The sequence below is a fragment of the Bradyrhizobium japonicum USDA 6 genome (assembly GCF_000284375.1).
In the GTDB taxonomy this organism is placed as follows: Bacteria; Pseudomonadota; Alphaproteobacteria; order Rhizobiales; family Xanthobacteraceae; genus Bradyrhizobium; species Bradyrhizobium japonicum.
In genome coordinates, this window is record NC_017249.1 from 8466908 (window position 1) to 8486817 (window position 19910).

8 protein-coding genes and 7 pseudogenes are annotated in these 19910 nt (G+C 60.7%); all 15 read right to left on the minus strand.

The genetic code is table 11. From position 1 onward, the window contains the following. Nucleotides 1-25: 25 nt before the first annotated feature. A pseudogene (panC, locus tag BJ6T_RS49480) lies at nt 26-891 on the minus strand (pantoate--beta-alanine ligase). Then, nucleotides 845-1731: pseudogene (gene panB / locus BJ6T_RS44815) on the minus strand (3-methyl-2-oxobutanoate hydroxymethyltransferase). The pseudogenes panC and panB overlap by 47 nt, the downstream one beginning before the upstream one ends. Before the next feature lie 4547 nt (nt 1732-6278). Further along, nucleotides 6279-6515: a DUF2274 domain-containing protein gene (locus BJ6T_RS39210; protein WP_011084436.1), complete on the minus strand. Its 237-nt coding sequence runs from the start codon at nt 6513-6515 to the stop codon at nt 6279-6281. Nucleotides 6516-6520: 5 nt separating this feature from the next. Further along, nucleotides 6521-7723 carry a TraB/TrbI/VirB10 family type IV secretion system protein gene (locus BJ6T_RS39215; protein WP_011084435.1) on the minus strand — a complete coding sequence of 401 codons (1203 nt, stop codon included), beginning with the start codon at nt 7721-7723 and terminating at the stop codon, nt 6521-6523. Continuing rightward, nucleotides 7720-8754, minus strand: coding sequence for a P-type conjugative transfer protein TrbG (gene trbG, locus BJ6T_RS39220; protein ID WP_014498060.1), 1035 nt, complete (start codon nt 8752-8754; stop codon nt 7720-7722). Before trbG ends, BJ6T_RS39215 begins: the two co-directional genes overlap by 4 nt. Further along, entirely contained in the window at nt 8751-9434 is a 684-nt protein-coding gene (gene trbF, locus BJ6T_RS39225; protein ID WP_011084433.1) for a conjugal transfer protein TrbF, read from the minus strand. Before trbF ends, trbG begins: the two co-directional genes overlap by 4 nt. A 92-nt stretch (nt 9435-9526) precedes the next feature. Beyond that, nucleotides 9527-10555 (minus strand): annotated as a pseudogene (trbL, locus tag BJ6T_RS39230) (P-type conjugative transfer protein TrbL); the annotation flags it as partial. After that, nucleotides 10537-11814, minus strand: a pseudogene (locus tag BJ6T_RS39235) (SAM-dependent methyltransferase); the annotation flags it as partial. The pseudogenes trbL and BJ6T_RS39235, both read right to left, overlap by 19 nt. Nucleotides 11815-11998: 184 nt before the next feature. Further along, nucleotides 11999-14113 (minus strand): annotated as a pseudogene (locus BJ6T_RS39240) (ParB/RepB/Spo0J family partition protein). A 105-nt stretch (nt 14114-14218) separates the two neighbouring features. Further along, nucleotides 14219-15181, minus strand: a complete 963-nt coding sequence (locus BJ6T_RS39245) for an ArdC family protein (RefSeq protein ID WP_014498063.1) — start codon at nt 15179-15181, stop codon at nt 14219-14221. Nucleotides 15182-16251: 1070 nt separating this feature from the next. Further along, nucleotides 16252-17118, minus strand: a complete 867-nt coding sequence (locus BJ6T_RS39255) for a PAS-domain containing protein (protein ID WP_011084426.1) — start codon at nt 17116-17118, stop codon at nt 16252-16254. After that, the gene (locus tag BJ6T_RS39260) at nt 17102-17938 is read right to left on the minus strand and encodes a HAMP domain-containing protein (RefSeq protein ID WP_014498064.1); all 837 of its coding nucleotides are present in this window, start codon (nt 17936-17938) and stop codon (nt 17102-17104) included. Before BJ6T_RS39260 ends, BJ6T_RS39255 begins: the two co-directional genes overlap by 17 nt. Before the next feature lie 821 nt (nt 17939-18759). After that, nucleotides 18760-18909, minus strand: a pseudogene (locus tag BJ6T_RS48020) (TrbI/VirB10 family protein); the annotation flags it as partial. A gap of 50 nt (nt 18910-18959) precedes the next feature. Beyond that, nucleotides 18960-19253, minus strand: a pseudogene (locus tag BJ6T_RS49910) (hypothetical protein); the annotation flags it as partial. 407 nt (nt 19254-19660) lie between these two features. Next, nucleotides 19661-19843 carry a hypothetical protein gene (locus BJ6T_RS47815; RefSeq protein ID WP_014498065.1) on the minus strand — a complete coding sequence of 61 codons (183 nt, stop codon included), beginning with the start codon at nt 19841-19843 and terminating at the stop codon, nt 19661-19663. Between the last annotated feature and the right edge of the window lie 67 nt (nt 19844-19910).

Genomic DNA, 19910 nt, shown 5'->3' on the forward strand with positions numbered 1-19910 from the left:
CGCTCTGGCTTGTCCACGCCTTGCGCTACCGAGTTGGCAACGCCAATACCACTTTGTCGATCCGACGCGTTGAGCCAACGTAGGCGGCCGTACATAGCGCCGCGGGGAGTCGCAGTGGACTATCGGCGGTTTTGGGCGTGTCACCGTCGATAAGTCAAGATACTGCAATGTGTCAACCGCCTCCAAATGCCTTGGCAGCCGCAATCAGCTTTTGTACGTTGCACTCTCCAGACCGAAAATCATCGAGCGCCGCGGGCAGCCCCTGGTTGATTGCAAGGGCCTGCTGCGCGCTTCCTAGCTGAGATAGCGATTGCGACTACTCATGGCGGGCCCATCCTTTTCACGAACCGTCGGTACGGTGACGATCTCGATCGGGACATTGAGATCAACCACCATGCGACGCACGACTACGCATTGCTGAACATCCTTCTGGCCAAAAAAGCGACGTGGGGCTGCACCATGTTGAACAACTTGCAGACGACAGTCGCCACACCGCGAAAATGTCCGGGCCTGAAAGCGCCGCATAGAGGTTTCGCGAGGTCGCCAGGTCCAACAAAGGTTTCGAAATTGCTCGGATAGACTTCCTGTGCATCGGGCGCGAAGAGGATCGCAACACCAGATCCCGGCACAGTTCTTCATCGCGCAAGAAGTCGCGCAGATAGGTGCTGAGATCTTCATTTGCTCCGAACTGAGTGGGGTTAACGAAGATGCTGACGACGGTCACATCGCATTTTGCTTGGCTCGCTGCGATCAGCGCCAGGTGGCCATCGTGGAGATAGCCCACCGTCGGCACAATCCGGCCCTTTGATTGGCACTGCGGGATTTTGCGAGAGTGCGGCGAAGTTCAGCGACGCTCGTGATAATTTGAGGTGGATGGCGCCCAGTTGGCAATTGCCTCCCCAACGCCTTCGGGAAGCCGATAGGACTCTTGCGGGCCGGGGAACGCGCCACGGCGGACATCCGCTGCCCCGCGCGAAAGCGCATCATGGAACTGCTGAAAGCCTTCCGTATAGGCGGGAACGAATTTGGGGCGATGACCTTCGGTTTGGCCCAGCACGTCATGAAACAGAGCACCTGCTCTGAACAGTCTGGGCCCGAGCCGATTCCGATCGTCGGTATTGTCAAGGAATCGCTTACTCGAGCAGTAAGCTCAGCCGGAGTGCCCTCCAATACCAAAGCGAAACAGCTGGCCTCCTGCAGACGATGAGCATCATCGAGCAAACGCAGCGCTTCATCCACTTTGCGGCCCTGCACTTTGAAGCCGCCCATGACATTAACGCTCTGCGGAACAAGACCGAGATGACCCATCACGGGAATCTCGCAATCGACAATGGCACGCACCATCTCGATTCTTTTGCCACCGCCCTCGAGTCTCGCCGCAGCTGCTCCTCGCTGCAGAAATCCGCCAGCATTTCGTATGGTCTCCTCAACGCTGACGTGGAAGCTAAGAAAGGACATATCGGCGACGAGCAAGGCACGCGGTTTGCTGCGTACGGCGGCTTCGAGGTGATGGTTCATCATCGCAACACTTACTGGAGGCGTGTTTTCGAATCCAAGGCAGACGTTACCCCCGCTGTCACCGACGAGACTGATATCGATGGAAGGATCCGGGATAGGCGCCGCAACCGCGTCGTAGGCAGTCGTCATGACTAGACGCCGGCCGTCCTGCTTCCACCGCTGCAGGAGGGGAATTGTGATGCGGTCGACCGGTTGCTCCGAAACGCGACTCATTTGAACTCAGTTCGATTTTTAGCTGCGAACTGACAAAGCTTTGAACTTCAACCAACTCGCCGCCTATTGCAAAGTTATAGCGATCCCCAGCGCTCGAGTTGATCGAGTATCCCACGCGATCAGCAGTCTGGTTGCTACAATTCTTCAGCGTCAATCCGCTCTTCGTCGCTGTCCAAGAAGGACAAAGGGCAAAAAGTGAGTTGCGTATGGGCTTGGTGGATCCGCGCACCAGCGCCGTTGAGAACACACCATCGCGAGGCACGTGCGCGAGAATGACATAGGTCGAAGTCGCCCATAGGAGTTCTTGTTCCATATCTCCACAAGCCCATCGGTGGAATGGCCACTTCGAAATAAGGATGTGGATCGAGGGTGGCGGAACCGCGACAATGAAGATTGGCCTCCAGCACATCCTTCGCAGCGACTACTTTTCTCGCCAAGTGTTTTGCGCACCCGCGACTTCCCTGTGAGAGCGGAAGAAATCTGTCGACCCGCCAAGAAGAAAGGAAAGACCCTCTCGGAAATCACCCGCAGATGGTGAAAATTCCTTTTGGTTGCGTCATCAACGCCAGAAGGCTTCCTTCGCTTGCTGTAGGTCTTGCGGGCGTGTTCGGCTTCGGCCGATTCGCGGGCCGGCTGTCGCGTCGGACCGATCGGGTTTACTTCTACAGCGCACTTTTGATGCATCGATTTTTCCAGTGTTAAATCCACCGAGGTGAGCATAAGGCGGCATGCAACAGATTGTATTTCTGAGCCGATTGATCGGTAAAGAGCTCCTATAGAGTTTTGTACCGATGTGCTTGAGACCGAGGCGTCCGTCTCGGCAGTCCTCCCCGCAGGCTGCTCTGTCCTGTCCGGTCCATTAACCGCTGGCCTATATGGTCACCTTGCCGAGCTTTTTGATACCGACCCGGATCGGGTCCGCCGGAATGCTCACGTTCATAGCGTCGCTCCGGCTCAGCCGGGCCCAGGTTGCGCAATCGGTTTAATCCCAGCCGGCGCCGGATAGGGCTGAAGGTCGCCGGCGACACTACCGGCCTCGATTGAGATCTGTTTGACCTGTGGCGCTGTCGTCCCAACGTTCCGGCTTCTGCGCATGGGAAGGCAGGATTTGGCTTGGATAAAAGAGGTCTTGTGGAGCGATCACGGTCCATCCACTCCTTCCTCGCCGAACGCTTAAACTTGGCGACCGTCCTCGCCGAAAACGGCGAGTTGCAGCGCACTGCAGCCTTCGTTAGGCCAGCCTCGATCAAGATTGGCGCCATGGCCTTTCGGCGTCAATGGCGCATTCTTGGGGGCGTTCATCCGATCCTTAAGGGGTAGGCTAAAGCTTCGGCAGGTTGCTTCCTCGTTCAGGACCGGATGGACAACCTACTGAAAGCTCACACCTCATGGTCTCACAGACATCCTACCCGAACTGGTTGCCCCCCCATGCGGCCCCTCTAGAGGCGCGCGTATGCGCGCAGCGATCTGTCGCGCTTTTCGGCCGCAGGTTGGGTTCCACGCAATCGAGTATGGCCAGCATCGCCAGAACTTCGTCGACGTTAAATGTGGCCGCCCTGCGATCTGATAGTCCCAGAGACCGATGGGGGGCGCGGACCCGATTGGCTGCAAGCACCGCAAGCGCTTGCGGCCGCAAGGACGTAATATGCCGCTCGAATATATGCATTCGTTGGCCTGTAGCTGCCCTGTGGGCATGATGTCGCGAGCGCTGGTGGCCAACCCGGTCGCAAAGCCTGGGGCTGGCCACCTTTGCTCCCAAGAGGCTCCAATTCTAAAGGGCTACAAAGTTGTATCTTCGAGAAGTACCAAGGGGCACCTACCAAAATCGGTGGCTCCCCTCCTCGTCGGCGACTCTCTAAGCTAGTTTTTGCCTTGAATTGGAGACACCAGCACGACCAGACACATGCACGTTGCATGAACAAGAAAACATGCCAATCGCACATGAGCGACGCAAGTATGTGGGCAGAGTCAATCGAGGCGGAGCACGATAGAAAGCCGCTGGAAAGTTATCCGAGACCCTCGTAGACCGCGATGAGGAGTACCTCGTTGAAAAATGGGCGACGCTGCCGGCGTCGCTCGTCGGCACGCCTGGCGGAGAGAATGGCACGAAGATAAGGGTGGAGGGGATTCAGCCACGCAGTCTTCTTCCCTTCCAAAGTATTGCTGATGATTGATCGGAAGCAGTGCGGGCGCGACCCGGTGCCGTTTGGTTGCGCTGGAGCAGGCGCTGTCCCTACCCGCCCGCCAGTTGAACTTAGCAGAACTTGGCTCGGCGCTTATCTCCCCGCGGACACACAGGGGCAGCGCTCTGTCCCTGCAGCTAACCTGCTCCAAACTCAGCTTCAAGCGGCGGCAAGAAGCTGATCGGGAGCTTATCGCCAGCGGACCGAGTGAAACCGCCAAAAAACGAGAACTAACTCGTGAGTTGGAAGCAGTGCGAACGCGGTTCGGCGCCTGACGGCCTGGGGCATCATGAGGCACTAACCCTGCCGCATCCGCACTGCAATGAGCTTAACGGAAGCGTAACTCAGCACATGGTGGTCCTTCAGCTCATGCGCTGTCCCTGCCACGCTCCCGTTAAACCCAACGATTCTTTATCGAGCCTGGCTTACCGAAAGCTGACAGACCTGCGCAGCAATTTACAACGAAAGGCGGCCTATGTGGCCGCTGGCAGTTGAGAGCAATTACGACGTTTACGCCTCAGACAATAGCCATTCGGCGCGCTTGCGATCAGCGGCAACCGCTCCGCGCTAAACGCCCGTGGCGTTCAGTTGGTCAAGCTCCACGTTGGTTTGTCGTATTGAAGACGATTGTGCCCGTTTCTCAAAATGCGTTACCAAGCTCCATCAGGCCCATCAGCGAGGCGCAAAGCGAACGGAAAGCAGCGGATGCGGCTCGGCGCCCATATCCATCCGGGGAGGGTGGACAAATGCGCTATCTCTGCCGCATCCGCTTCGCCGGCGAGCCAGGAGCGACATGACTCGGCACCTCCCATGGAGGAAGGAAGGCGCTGTCCCTATCAAGCGCCGCTGGCACAGTAGTCAGCCTCGGGGAGCACAAGGCTAGCCACCCGGCTTTCCCGTGAGGCCCGTCGCCTCAGGGTACAGCGGGACTTTAGCGACAAGGCGGCCTCGGGAGACCTACCAGCATTGGTGGTCATACACACTTAATCGAGAAACTGTTGGTCAAACTTGAAGACCAAGCGAGTTCAGTGCCTAGTGCTCCAGAACGATCAGGCGGCGCCAGGGGCGCCGCTTTCTCCCCATATTTCTGTTTCAGCTGCCGCAAGGAAAAAAGACCGAGCGCACCCTACAGCGTTGGCCAGCCGCAGCATTTCGTCACAACGCGGATGGCGAGCAGGGATGTCCTGCCGTCATGAAGCCGCCCGAGTTAAGAACGGCAACAAGACTTTGGGCAGCTCGCCGATCAAGCGGAGGGCGTTAGCCGCAAGGCTGACTCTTGGATCATCGCTGAACGGTGCGATTGTTTCCAGCGTCGTGAAACGGGCGTGCTGGACGGCGCATTCCTCGTTCTGTTCGAGCATGATCCGCAGTTGAGGTGCACGATGGCGTCTTCATTGGGAAAGATGGCGTCCCCCCTCGGTCCGACGAAGTGCATCTCTACCCCTTCGCGGGTCTCGAACTTCTTGCAGCGGCGGGTCCTTCCGGGCCCCCCTACGCGGGTGACCCGCGACCACTCGACTTTGCTAGATATAAAATTTCAAAAGGCACTTTCTGTTCTCGGATCGGCGTGGAACCCAGGGGTGGGCCTGCTCAGGAAAAAAATCCGGTCGGCTATTTTTGAGCCTGAAATTGATGTCTTCGTCCGTTCGTCATCGGGCGGCGCCAAGTGCGACCGAAACACGCTCGAAAGCATCTATACCAATTGAGACCGTATGGCTCCCAATCGGAGCCTCTATCCATGATCGTTATCGGCCTCAAGGGCCTTATCGGGGCGGCAAGACCACCGTGACCCGCATCGAAAGCCACGGGTTTGTACGCGGCCGGTTCGCTGGCGCGCTGAAGCGACATGCTGCGCGCCTACCCACATTACCGGCGCTGCGACGAAGCCACCATCGAACGCATGATCGACGGCGACCTGAAGGAACAGCCGTTGCCCTAGCTCAGCGGCAAGTCGCCCCGGCCGGCTGCCCGCTGACGGCCCAAGAGCTGCGAAGCTACGCAAATACGCCAACGCACGTCGTCGAGATAGCGCTGGCAAAAAAGCTGACTGAGGCGCCGTGGGCAACGCAGTCGACGAGGATGTCGGCGAGACGCTCCAATCGCTTATCGACTTCGTCGGCGCCGATGCGCCGTACCAGACCTTGTTGCGGGTGGCCAGTCTAAGATCCGAGCTGTTACAGCGGCGTTGGCGATTAAGCTACGCGTTTCGTCTTTCATCTGATCCAACGAATATGACCGTTTTTGTGCCATGAATGATAGAGCCGCGACGAAGAGGGCCCGACTACCGCCAGTCGCCTGAAGCTCATTTTTCAACACTGGCCATACGATGATGCGACCGGGACCATGACGTCATCTAGCGAAGCTCTATCCGTTCTCTACGAGCCGCCGAGTCTGCCGCCGCGACTTCAGGAAGCCGCGGTCGGTTGCCATGAACTTGAAGAGCATGGGCGAGATAAGCTTCGCTGGGTCAACCATCTGTCCACTTTGGGCGGATAGTAAATCCGCATAAGCAAGCAGATCGCGATGTACGCTTGCGGGTAGCTCCGCAGTGATCTTTACCGGTTTGTCATCTGGAACGGCAGCAATTTTCAACTTCGACACAACATCTACCTCGCGTAAGGCTGAAGGATCAGATCGCGATTCACGATCACGCGGATCGGGAAGCCAGGACGTACCGTCAGCGTGGGCTGGATATTGAGACCGCGCCGAACTACCTGCTGTCCAGTTTGGTTTAGAGAGTCCGAGGCGCCGTGACGCAACGCCTGGATAATTGCGCTGTCGTTGCTGTTAGTGTCCGAGCCGGCACCCAGTTCCGTTCCGACGGCGAGAAACGTCGATAGTGCCGCAGCCTTGAAGAGTTCGCCCCAGTGATTGTCCACCTGGTCTTCTAGGCCAGCATAGCCAGCGGTGTCAGCGCCAGGCTGCCGCTCGAGAACTATAGAACGTCCATTCGGCATGATTAGCCGGGTCCAGACGAGCAGAACGCGAGACTGGCCGAAAGTGACCTGGCTGTCGTAGATGCCGATTAGACGCGCTCCCTGAGGCACGAGCAGAAAGCGACCGGTCGGCGTGTCAAAAACATTCTCGGTTACCTGCGCGGTAATTTGGCCTGGCAGGTCCGATCGGATCCCGGTGATCAGCGCCCCTGGAATCACCGTCCCGGCCTGCACGATGTATGGTGAAGCGGGCCTGATGACACGGTCAGGGCTTACCATGCGACGGTCCACGGAGGCATTCACGAAGGCAAGCTTGCGGTCCTGGCCGTTTTGCGCAGATCTATCCTCGCCAGTGCTCGTTGCGCTTGGTGATGCGAGGCGGTCGCCTCCAACCGCCGCAGCGGTGGGCGGACGCGCTCCTTCATTGGTCGCAGCGAACAAATGGCTGATGCGGGCTGCCTCAGTCTCTTGATCCCGGCGCTGCTGGTCTGGATCAGTGCCGATCGTCGGCGACTGGCCTTGAGCAGCAAGTATTGGTCGACCGAGGTCGCCGGGAAGCGGCGGACCAAGCTGCGGGATTGGCTGGCGCGGAACGCCAGCATAGTCCTTCGGCAGCGTCGTAATACCGTCGGCAACATTGTGGTGGTCGGTACTGTAAAGCTCATCGGCCGCTTGATTGCGGGAGCGATTGTTCTGCAGCGACCACAGCACCGCTCCGCCGATGACAAGCAGGGCAACCGCGCTCCCGCCGGCCAAGACCTTCCGCGACAACCGCGTCACGCGCGTGTGCTCTGCTCTCAAGCGGAAGCTCTCGGATGGCTCCACTTGTGTCTCCGGCGGAATAGCTTGCTCGTTTACATTCCGAGAGTTCATGACGACGGCCTCCCGCCGGTTCTGACAATCCTGACCTTCTTCTGGTGCTCACCACCAAGCCGCAGTTCGGCGGCAGCAAACAGCCGATCGACGATCAATACATTGCCGTCAGCGCGATAGTTGACGAGTTCGGTCTTGCCGTCTGGACCGATGACAAAGAGCGGAGGCATCTCGCCCTGCACGATGCCTTGCGGGAATTCGACATAGACCTTGCGGCCATCGTCATATGCGGCGAGCGGTCGCCAGGGAGGACTGTCCCCTTCGATGGCATAGCGGGAGATGCGCTGCGCCGGGTTCGGAAGAGCGGGTTTCAGAGCGACCGAACGCCATCGTTCCCGTGCGGTTTCAGGATAGTACCAGGCAACAGACGGCATGTATGGCCGTTCGCGGGATCGGAGTTCGATCAGGTAGGTGCGCCGGTCAGTGTTGACCACTAGGTTGGTTTCGATCGAAGCTCGGGTCGGCTTGACCAAGACATGGACGCGCCGTGTATCGCCGCTGCCGCTCTCGGTATCGCCCACGACCCAGCGTACAGTATCTCCGGCCGCGATCGGCCCTGATCCCGTCAACTGTTCTCCCTCCTCGAGCGCGATATCTGTGATCTGCCCCGGCGCGGCGTAAATCTGATAGAGAGCCCCGGGACTGTAGGCGTAGATTTGCGCCGCATTGAAATACCCCCGCTTGCGCGGTTCGACCCTGGCCGCATTGTTTGCCGTCTCAACCCGGCTCACCGGTTCGACCTCTTCCTTCCCGGCCGACTTGCCTCCGAGAGCCGGCTTCCAGAGCGGCGGAACGTGAAGCGGTCGCAATCTGTCGTCGAGAGCCACGGGCGTCGCCGGCAGCGGAGGAACTTCAGTGTCATAGCTGATCTCCGGCGGAATGTATGTCGCGCACCCACCGAGCACGGACGAGCAAAGCATAAGAGCGGACAGAAGTGCACGCTTCGCGCTCACGAACCCGCGCCAAGTCGAATTGAGTCCGTTTTGCTGAATGGAACATTTCGAATGAACGTCAGACGGCGTCTTGGTCACTGACCCAACTCCTTTGACCAGTTGATGGCGCGGACATAGACGCCAAGAGGATTCTTGCGTAGGCGCTCGGCTTCGCGCGGCGTCTCGATCACGATTGTAAGAATTGCAGTCCAGCGCTCGGTCGAGTTCAAGGCGCCATTGTCGTAGATGCGCTGGGTCCATGCGACCCGAAAGCTTTCCGACGACGCACGAATGACGCTCGAGACCTCGACAGAGATTTGCGCCTTACCCAGCTTGGCAAAGGGGTCGTTGCTGCGCGCGTAGTCGTTGAGCGCAGCGGCGCCGCGATCAGTCGTAAAATCATAGGCCCGCAGCCAGTTTTGGCGCAGAACGATCCCGTCGGCCGGTAGGCCTCTGACATCCTCGATAAAGCGTGCCAGATGATAAGCGATCTGCGCATCAGTGGGCTGATATTCAATGTTAGCCGGCGCAATCCGCTGAGCCTGACCGAGATGATCGACTTCGACCACCCACGGCGTGATCGAGCCCTGACTCGATTGCCAGACAAGGCCACCTGCGAGACCGGCTGACAGCATCAGGCAGCCAAAAGCCATCAGGCGCCAGCTCTTGGCTTGCACGCGCGCTGATCCAATGCGTTCGTCCCAAACCTGCGCGGCCTTTTGATAAGGCGTAATCGGCTCGGGCATGCGCCCGTAGTGAACTGATGGCCGTTTGAACATCGATGGTTGCCCCTGATATCGAGTGATCGGTTTCAAGTCGTGCGATGGAAGGGTTTGAGGCGCTGGTGTGCGGCAGAGATGCGGGGTGCGTCTCAACGTTCTCCCTCGGACAAATCGACGGAGGAACCGCTACCACCATGATCGCCCGAGCGGACGGCGTGGCCAGCGGCCGAGGCACCATGCCGGATGGTCTGAGCACGCTTCATGCGGCGAGCCCAATCGGGCTGCCCTTCGGCCGGTGCGCTCGCGCCCTGCTCGCCCGCTTGACTACCTCCGAAGGCGGCCGCTGCTCGACGCAAAGGACTCGTCGCAGCCGAAGCGCCAGCCTCCGCGACGCCGGCAAGGCCGCCGCTTCGATAGGCGGCTGTTGCTCCGCTGATGACAGCGCCGCCACCGCGCGCGCCGCCAGCAATCGCACCACCAGCGAGACCGGCACCGCCAGCGGCAAGTCCCGCGCCAGCCGCAACAATGCCGCCAGCAGCAAGGCCTGTTCCAATCGTGGCGCCGGCGCCGAGTTGGGGGCCGCCCGACACCAGGCCGTTTGCGATACCCGGACCGAAGATACCGAGGCCCAGCAAGGAAAGCGCCGCGAGCACCAGCGTCATCGCGTTTTCGATGGTTGGCTGTGCACCGCCGAAACCTGCGGTGAACTGCGAGAACAGGGTGGAGCCGATGCCGACGATGACGGCCAGGACCAGGATCTTAATGCCGGAAGATATGACGTTGCCCAGAACGCGCTCCGCCGCGAAGGTGGTCTTGCCAAACAAGCCAAAGGGAATGAGCACGAACCCGGCCAGTGTCGTGAGCTTGAACTCGATCAGGGTGACGAAGAGCTGGATCGCCAAAATGAAGAAGGCGAGCAGCACCACGACCCACGCGAACAGAAGAACCACGATCTGGACGAAATTTTCGAAAAAGCTGATGTAGCCCATCAGGTTGGAGATCGAATCGAGGAGCGGTCGGCCGGCATCAAGTCCGACTTGAGCGATCTTTCCAGGTCTCAGGAAATCCGATGCGGAGAGGCTTGCGCCTGATGCTTTCAGGCCAAGACCGGCAAAGCTCTCGAAGACGATGCGCGCCAGACTGTTCCAGTTACCGATGAGGTCGCCATCGCCGCCGACTGCACGAGCTTGGTCGGATGTGCACACGATCCGGGAATACGGATCGACTGCAATCCGAACTCCTCATAGAGCGCATCGGTGAGGCGGGCGCTTTCCGGCGGCGACCATTCGACGATCTTGTACGCAAGCTCCACACCTTCTGGCGCGCTCCCCGAAGTGGATGAGGGGCTGGGTGCAATGGCGCCGGCCGATCGGGAGATTGCAGGGCGCCTAATGACGTCGGCTACGACCGGCGCAGTGACGGGCAACCTCGGGGGCGCATGCTGGGTGACCCACTCGAGCAAGGCGGGGACATCGCCGGCCATGCCTTGCGAGGTGGGAAATGCCTTCGGATCGGCAGCGGGTAACTTGTCGATGACGAGCAGCCTCGTGTCCGTCTGAGTGCCGTGCTTGGCGTAGACGGCGCCGTCGATCGCGGCAGAAAACACGACCCGTCCGCGCTCCTGGAGGCGAACAAAGGCCTCTAGCCACGCCGGGTTATCCGGCGCAAGGCCCGCGCCAGCGATGGCGACGAGGCGTCCGCCATCGCGAAGACGCGCGAGCGCCGAAGCGATGTGCCGGAAGGCGGCGTCCGCCATTCGTCGATCGACATTCGCCACCGCGGAGAACGGCGGGTTCATCAGAACGACGCTCGGCACAACGCTCGCGTCGAGGTGGTCATCGATCTGAGCAGCATCGAACCGCGTGACGTTAACATCCGCGAATAGATGCTCGAGCAATCCCGCCCGGCTCTCGGCCAACTCGTTCAACACCAAGTCGCCGCCGGCGAGCTCGGCAAAGATGGCGAGCAAACCGGTCCCGGCAGAAGGCTCCAGAACGCGATCGGCGGATGTAATGGCGGCTGCGGTGCATGCAATCAGCCCAAGCGGGATCGGCGTCGAGAATTGCTGAAGCGCCTGACTGTCCTCGGAACGCCGCGTGTGGGTCGGCAGACGGTTCGCGACTTTCGCCAGCATCGGCAGCATGGCGGCCGTCGAGCCAGCCCTGGCCCGTATGGCCGGTCCGAACTTACGAAGGAACAGAACGGTTGCCGCCTCGCAGACGTCATAGGCGGTCTTCCAGTTCCAGGCGCCGGCCGCGTCGGAGGCGCCGAACGCAGCCTCCATGGCGCTACGCAGAACAGCGGCATCGATGCCCCTACCGCGTTCGAACTCGGTCAGGAGCTGTCGCGCTGCCCTGACGGCGGCGGAGGTGAAAGTTGCAGCGGCGCGCAACGAAAGCGGCGCGGCGGCAGCGCCGCCGACGAGAGATTCGGTCATGGCAGGAATTCTTTCGGAGAGCAGGAAGGGGTCGAACCGCCAGGCGCTCTCCTCTGACCTGGACGGCTCAAACCCTTCCCGGCCCGCTCTCCCTCTCAGACCTCGGGCATAAAAATAGGGACCGGCGCCGCACGCCGGTCCCCCGCGCTACTGCGGGACGGCCGTGCCATCCCGCTCCTTAATTTCATTCAGCCGCGTCGAGCTGTGCGGATCATCGTCGCTGGCGTTTTCCTGATCCTCATCGTCGGCGAGGAATTCGGGCAGCCGGCCCGCTTCGCCCTCCTGCCCCACTGGCGCTGCATCGGGATCGACGAGACGCAGCGGCTCCGGCAACCAGCCTGAGCCATCCAGAAGGCGCTCGGCCTCCTTGGCCATGTCGGCCTTCTTAAGATGGTCGATCAGTTGAGCCGACGACTCGCCCTTAGCCTCCCGTACGGCCTCCAGAATGCGCGGCTTGGTGACCCGGCCGAGATAGTTGTCGACGGAGGGCTTCCACCCTGCCTGCACCATGTCTAGCCCGACCGCCCGCGCCAGCACATCAGCGCGGTCGAGACGCGTGCGGACGCCGTGTGCTGAGACGCGAGCCTGATTGTAGCGATTGGCCGGCTCATAGACGGCATTGACCGCAAAAGATGCACAGTGGGCGAACAGCGATGCTTGTGCACCACCATCGAGAGCCGTTAGCGCATCCCAAAGATCGTTCTCCCTCTTCGGCAACCGCGCCTTCCAGGCCTCGTGCCGCGCCTCGACAGCCTTGGCGGAGGCGCTTTCCCTCAGCCCCGGAGCTTGGGCAGGAAAGTTCGGCGTGCGAAGGCCGATCTCTAGACAGCTTCCGGATGACGCGAACCGGTAAAAGGCCGTCAGCACGAAGTTGTGCAGCACCGCTGGAACGCGATCGCAGGATTTTCTGCCAGCGCGTCGCGCAATGCCAACGTGCGATGCGCCGTCAGCTCGGTGATCAACCGATCCGGCAGAGGCCTGGCCGCGTCGTCATCTTCTTCTTCGGCATCAGGCGCACTACCCGCGACTGCGATGACCGTGCGCTGGACTGAAGTGCTGGGCTCCTTCCCTTCGTTCGACGACGGATCGGCGGCCTGCGCGATATCAGGATCGGTTGCCGGCACTTCGTCCTCAGGCCGGACGTAACCACGATACACGCAGAGCCGTCCTTCGGAATCGATGCTGATGAAGACACCAGCCCGGGCGATCTCCGCCGGATCGTAAAGCATCGGCCGGTTCTCGAACGCCGCCAGCGCCGACTCGATTTCGCCGAGGCGCTGATCGACTTCTTCGGGCAATTCGTCGGCATCCTGGTATTCGGTTTCAAGCTTGGCTTGCTCGGTGTTCAGGGCATCGATGGTGGCCCGCTCCCCAGGCGAGAGATCGACAGATTTTCCTTCGATTTTCCGGAGGCCTTGTGTGTGACCGTAGGAGAACTCTACGGCGACTGAGATCCACTTCCAGCCCTCGGCAGCAATCGTCTCAGCTTCGGCTTTGAGTTTTCGATCACGAGGCGGTCGAGCAACACGATATCCTGAAGCCAACCGCCGTCGTCGTGCTCGAACAGATCCCGCAGAACGCCGCCACCCGCCTGCTGATAGGCGTCGAGGCCCACGAATTGCGCCCGGCGATCGGACCCGCGCACTGTGTTCTCGGTGAGCATGCGGCGGATCTGGTATGGCTCGTCATAACCGGAACGGCTGAGGTTCTCCCAGACTTGCTCCTGGCGGGCGTGATCCGCAGTAACTGAGAACGCCATGAGCTGCTCGAGCGTCATGCCGTCTTCGGCATAGACGTCATGCAACTTCGGCGAGACCGACGCCAGGCGCAGGCGCTGCTTGACGATCGCAGGGTTCACGAAATGGCGCGCGGCAATGTCTTCCTCGCTCATGCCGAGATCGCGGAGCGTCTGGAAGGCCCGAAACTGATCAAGCGGATGCAGGCCGACCCGCTCATCGTTCTCCGCCATCGAATCGTCCTCGGCAAGGCCCCCTTCGCGAACGACGCACGGCACCGCCTGCGTCCTCGACATCCGCTTTTGTTTCACCAGGAGCTCGAGAGCGCGATAGCGCCTGCCTCCCGCTGGTACCTCGAACATGCCGGTCTCGTTGCCATCAGGATCAACGACGGCCCGGACACTTAGACTTTGCAGAAGCGTACGCTGCGCGATGCTCTCGGCTAGCTGCTCGATCGAAACGCCGGCCTTGACGCGGCGAACGTTCGATTGGCTGAGCACGAGCTTGTTGAAGGGGATGTCCCTTGAAGGCGACAGCGTGATCTTTTGTACGGCTTTCGTCATTTTGGCTCTCCACGACGGGCGGCCGTGAGACTCTCTCTCGGCTTCCAACCCGTCGCGAATAGCGCCCCCTCCTCTCACTCTTGCGCGGCGACAGGAGGCCAAGCATCAAGCCGTCTCGTGATCGGCAACAGCCGAATCCAGCGACGCGTGCTCAATGGGCTCGGGAATGAAGCCGAGCAAATAGTCCGCGGCCTTGCTCGCCTGTGAGGCGGCACGCACGATAGCCCGATTGTCTTCGCGCAGGACTTCGAGCCAGGAGCCAATATAGTCGGCATGGCGCACGGTCGGGACGATCCCGAGCGACGCGCAGCTGAACGCGGAGCTCAACTCGGCGACCAGTTCTTCGAAGGCATATTTCTTGGTGCCATAGGATCCGCTAAGATCGCGGTTGAGGCGCGAGCGATGTCCGGTCGCGTGGCCGAGTTCATGCAGCGCGGTGCGGTGCCAATTGATCGGCTCGAAATAGGCCTGCGGCGGCGGGACCTGCACGAAGTCTTCGGCCGGCGCGTAGAATGCGCGATCGCCACCAATCCGAAATGTGATCCCGGTGGCCCTGATCAAAGTTTCCACGGTAGGCTCGATCAGACCTGGCGGCGGTGGCGGAGCCGCGGTCGCGATCTCGCCGGGGAGTCCGTCGCATTGGTCCGTGTTGAAAACGGTAAATCGCTTGAGAAATGGAATGGCCTGCGCTTCGTCGCCGGTCTCGGCGGCGCGCTGTTTCTCATCGCGCGGCACGAAACGGTCGGCGTAGACCACCGCGGTGCCACGCTCCCCCTTGCGCACATAGCCTCCAAGCGACAGCGCCTGCCGAAACGTGAGCCAGCTTTGACCGCTGTAACCATGCTCGATCGTGCTTCCCCAGAGCAGAAGGACGTTGATCCCGCTGTAGGACCGATCGGTCGAAGCATTTTTCGGGATGGCCAACGGCGCTTTCGCCGCGGCCGTACCCCACGGCTGAACCCAGGGGACGCGTCCGGCCTCAAGCTCGACAATGATCTTGTCGGTAATTTCGTTATAGAGGTTCGCCCGGTCCTGGCCGGCGCGCGCGCGAACAGTAGGATTTGACATCGCGGTTCTCCGCGACGGGCGCCGCGAGCCTCTCTCGCAGCTTCTAACCCGTCACGAAAACCCAGCCTGCACTCTTACTCTCAGACTCTTCGCAATCTGCCAGGCTGCAGGCCTGATCAGGCGTGCGCCAGGGGCGCATCGCCTTCGAGAGATGGCACCCGCAGGAGCGTGAGCATAGCGACGCCGAAGGCGGCACGCGAGACCGAGTGCGGCGACGAGACCGGTTCAATAGCGGCACCCGGGAACGGGGCAGTGATAGCGATCGCCGCAGGCGAGCCCCTTTCCCGAGTGCCCCCGGCGAGGAGCTCCAAAGCCTAGCGCGAGATGCTCGGTCAGCTCAACCACACAATGCAGGGCTGCATCGTTTATCCGAAGAAACGCAGGCATGAGCCGGAGCCCCTGCAACTCTCGCATCGCTGATGGACTTTAGTCGTTCATTTCGGAAGTCCACCGCAGCTTCCTGCAGTTAAGCAACTGGTTGCTGTGTGCATGGCACGCAATGCGCTCCGTTCGGGCTTGTCTCGCATTCTGCAGGAGCCGCCAACAGCCGGCGCAGCCACTTCTGGTCTGCCTCCCGCCGGGCGTTGAAGCGATCGACGCATTTCCTGGAGCAAAGGGCCGTTCGCCACCAGTAATGGCGGATCAGCCCGAACCTTCCACCACACACCGCACAGCACCCTCGGTTTTCGGAGCTATGAGAGCTATTCTGCATTTTCGCCTCCTTTGGCGGACGCTCGTGCGGCAACATCGTGCCCGCACGTAAAGAGCGGCACCGTTTCTGCTAAATGTGGCTGCATTTTCGGGCACCGGGCGCACGAGCTCGGCTCTTTGTGCGCCCTCGTGGCGAAGCGATACGCTCGATCGCGTTGCGTCGCCCGATTAATCGGCGACTGTAGCCAGGTTTTGATCTCGAATGATGCAATGAGCAGCGCTGGAGAGACAAAATCCTGCGCAGATGCATACAATGCCGGCGTTTTTCGCCGGATACCTCCTCGGGGTAGCAGCATCCCACTGTACCCGCGAGTCCAGTTCCGGCGCGGTCGACTCAGGAGGGGCGACGTGTGATCGCCCTATTGACGTTCGCGATCCGCTCCCATCTCGACCATAGTCACGAAGGTGTGCGGCTGCTCTCCGGCGCCGCCAATCTGCAGCCGTCGCGCACAGATCACACGCCGTCCGCGAACGGGGCTGTCGATAGTATCGACAATGGGTTCGAACTGTTGCTTCTGGGCAAGCAACTGCCGGTCGCGCCGTTCGATCAAGTCGGCCGCCTCCGGGGAGAACAATTCGCGCGCGGTCCTGCCGACGATTTCGGCCCGCGACATGCCGATCATCTTCTCCGCCGCCTTGTTGACGAAGAGGTAACGCAAGGTGCGCGCGTCCTTGGCGATGATGCCTTCGTGAACGTTCTCGACAATGGTGGCCAGCAGACGCTCAGTCCTCTCCAACATCCGCTGGCCATGTCGCAGGTCGGTGACGTCCTCATGCACGGACACCCACCCGCCGCCATCCATCGGACGCTCGTAGATATTGATGGTGCGGCCGTCATTTAGCGCGATCTCATAGGCGGTCGGCTCGCGCCGGGCGATTCGATCGACAATCGCCGCGAGATGTTTCGCGATGTCGTCGCTGAAGAGCCCGCTCTTGATACGATGCTGCAGGATTTTCTCCAGCGTAGAGCCAGCCCTGATCGTCTCTGGCAGATTGTAGATCCGCCGATAGTTATTGTTCATCGCGACGACATTGGCCCTGCCGTCAAGCATGATGAGGCCTTGCGGCATGCTGTTGATCGCCGCCGATAACTGCCACTTCTTGGCCTGGTACTTGTCGTTGAACTGGTCGCGCTGGGTTATAGCGGCGTCGCGTTGCTGCGCCGTGTTGAACTCGAGCTGCTCCAGCTCTAGAATCTTTTGCATGGCATCACGGAAGTGCTGCATGTTGGGCCAGATGCCCGATCTCGTCGTGCCGCATCAGATGCGGCACCTCGCTCTTGATGTCTCCTGCGGCGATCCGGTCGGTTGCTTGCGCGATATCGGAGAGCCGCCCGACCACGGAGTCGCGCATGACGAGGACGTTGATCGCGGCAAGGACCAGCGCCGCGAGTCCAAGCATGAACAGGTACCAGGCCGCATAGCGGTTCTCGTCAGCAAGCTGGTCGGCTTCGCGGGCTCGCTTATCGTAGGATCGCTGCAGTGCCTCGAGGTCAGCATTGAGCTTGCTGCGCACGGTGCGATTGGCCTGGTTATCGTCCCATTCACGAGCCGCGGCCGGACTGATCTCGAGCCCCCGCCGCACCAGTTCCAGCCGAAAGTCGATGAACTGCATCACTCGCTGTTTGAACGCCTCGAATTGCTCGAGATCGTCGGGATGGACAGTCTGCCCCCAGCGCATCATCACCGCCGTGAGCTCGCCGCTGCACTTGACCAACTCGTCCGCGAATTGCTTTACTTTCGCCGGTTCGGTGGACATGTAGATCCCGCGCGACTCCATCACGATCGCGTAGATCAGGGCGTTGACGCGCCCGATATTGACGGCAGCCGACGCCGAATCGATCTGCATGTGCCGATAGTTCGTCTGCAGGCGCACGCATTGGACCGACATCACCAACAGAAACATTGTGACGATCGTCAAAAATCCGGCGATGGAATAGACTTTGTCGGCCACGCTCAGGCTACCGGAGCCGCGCACAAAGCGGACAAACCTTTGCAGCGTCGTGGTCGCGGTCTGCGCCCCAAAGCCCACCGTCACTGCGTTCATGATGCACCTATCCGGTCTAGAATGGCAGAGAATTGGTCCCGCAGGGCTAGCGGAGACTTCACGGCCTCGCCTCGGTTTATCTTTCGAAGGTCCCACGCGCCAGAGCATCTCTTCGCGAAACGGTCTGAGGAGGCTGCGCTGCGGCTGCACCGGTTGATATGTCGCCCCCGCGATCAAAGTCTAAGGGCAGCCGGCGTAGGCAGGGATGATGGCCTGAACGCACAAGGCACTCCAACGGCGCGCGATAACGGCTGCTGGTCCGCTTGCAAGTGGCCGGCCTGCTGAGGCGCGCAAGTGGGCGACGTCACCTGAAAGAGCAGCCGCGATGGCGCGGGACAGGCAACGACTGAGAGATAAGGTGGTGAACTATCAGACAATCACGCTGGAAAAACGCGTTCTTTCCGAGGATTTGCATGAATAGCGCGTAGGATTCCCTGGTCGACGCAAGGCAACGCTCGGCGAGCTCTTTGCGCGGCACTGAGGGCGCCAATCGCGACCTTGTCTCTCTCGGGTAGTTCCGACCAGGAGGCAATTTCACCTCGCGTCGACGGTGTGCTCGTTCCTTCGAATGTGAAGGCGAAGGCAAACTGGGGCTCCATAGCCCCTGTCAACAGGTCTGCGCTCCGCGCGGGCCCGTTGGCCACCGCTCATCTTGACGCTTGCTCAGCTTGAGCTTTCCGAATCAACGCCAGGGGTTTCCCGGGCCCGACCGGCTCTGCGTTGACCACTTCGTACTCGCACCGACCGTTTTCGACTGCGCCAGCCAGCATGTGCGGTATCAATGCCGCGGTTCCGATGGGTTCGAACAGTCTGCTGTGTTCAGAATAGCCTGCTGCATCCTTGCCGGGCTGCCGCTCCAAGACGATTGAACGTCCGTTCGGCATGATCAGCCTCGTCCAGTCCAGCAGAACGCGCGACTGGCCAAAAGCGACCTGGCTGTGGTACCCGCCGATGAGCCTTGCTCCCTGAGGCCGCTATGTTGACGGCCAGTCGTGGCGCTTCTCGGCATGGCCAAGCACGCCGTCGCCTCTGGGCTCCCCCAAGACTGCACCCACGGCACGTGGCCGGCTTCAAGCTCGCCGATAATTTTGTGGTGATTTTGCCTTAAAGGCTTGTCTGGTCCTCGCCAGTGCACGCCCGAAGATAGTGTCTGGGCATCGCGGATCTCCGCGGCGGGCGCCGCGAGCCTCTCTCGCGGCCTGTGACCCGTCACGGCAAACCCGGCCAAAACTCTTATTCTCAGCCTCTTCGGACGGAAGCGACGCCACTTGACCAAGCGGCCGCGTGGTTCGGTTAGCGAGCGCGCTGCACGCACACAGATGACAGAATGCAAAATCTGCGACGCGCTCGGCCTTCTATTTCATTCTTCGGGACTTGGCCTTTAGGTGCCTTGGGGCCCAAACCTACCAGGCGTGCGCCAAGGGCGCATCGCCTCAAGGCAAAATGGCACCCGGAGAGCGTGAGCATAGCGACCCGAAGGGGCACGCGGGTCCGAGTGCAGCGACGAGACCGGTTCAATAGCGGCACCCGGGAACGGGGCAGTGATAGCGATCGCCGAGAGGCGAGCCCCTTTCCCGAGTGCCCCCGGCGGGGAGCTCCGCATCTCCTAGCGCGAGGGATCGACGCCGCACGGCGGCCGAGACGCAAGGCAGCTCGGTCCACGAGAGCCCGGTGCGGCGGAAGCCGCACACGCGAATCGGAAAAATCCGCCAGTCCGCGGATCTAGATGTCCTCGCGCGCTTGCGTCTGCGCGTCATAGATCCTGATCTGAAGCATGGGAAAGCGCTTCTTGAGTTCTTCTCCGCCTGCCCTGGCGCCGTCTCTGGTTGCAAATTCGGCCTTGAGTCGGCCATCCACTTCAAGTGCGTAACCAGAGGCCGGCAGTTCACGGGTTGCTGCAAACATTTCATTCCCATTGTGCAGTGATGTGGTCGGGAATGATGGGTAACGTGAGTCGCCCAAACGACGCCAG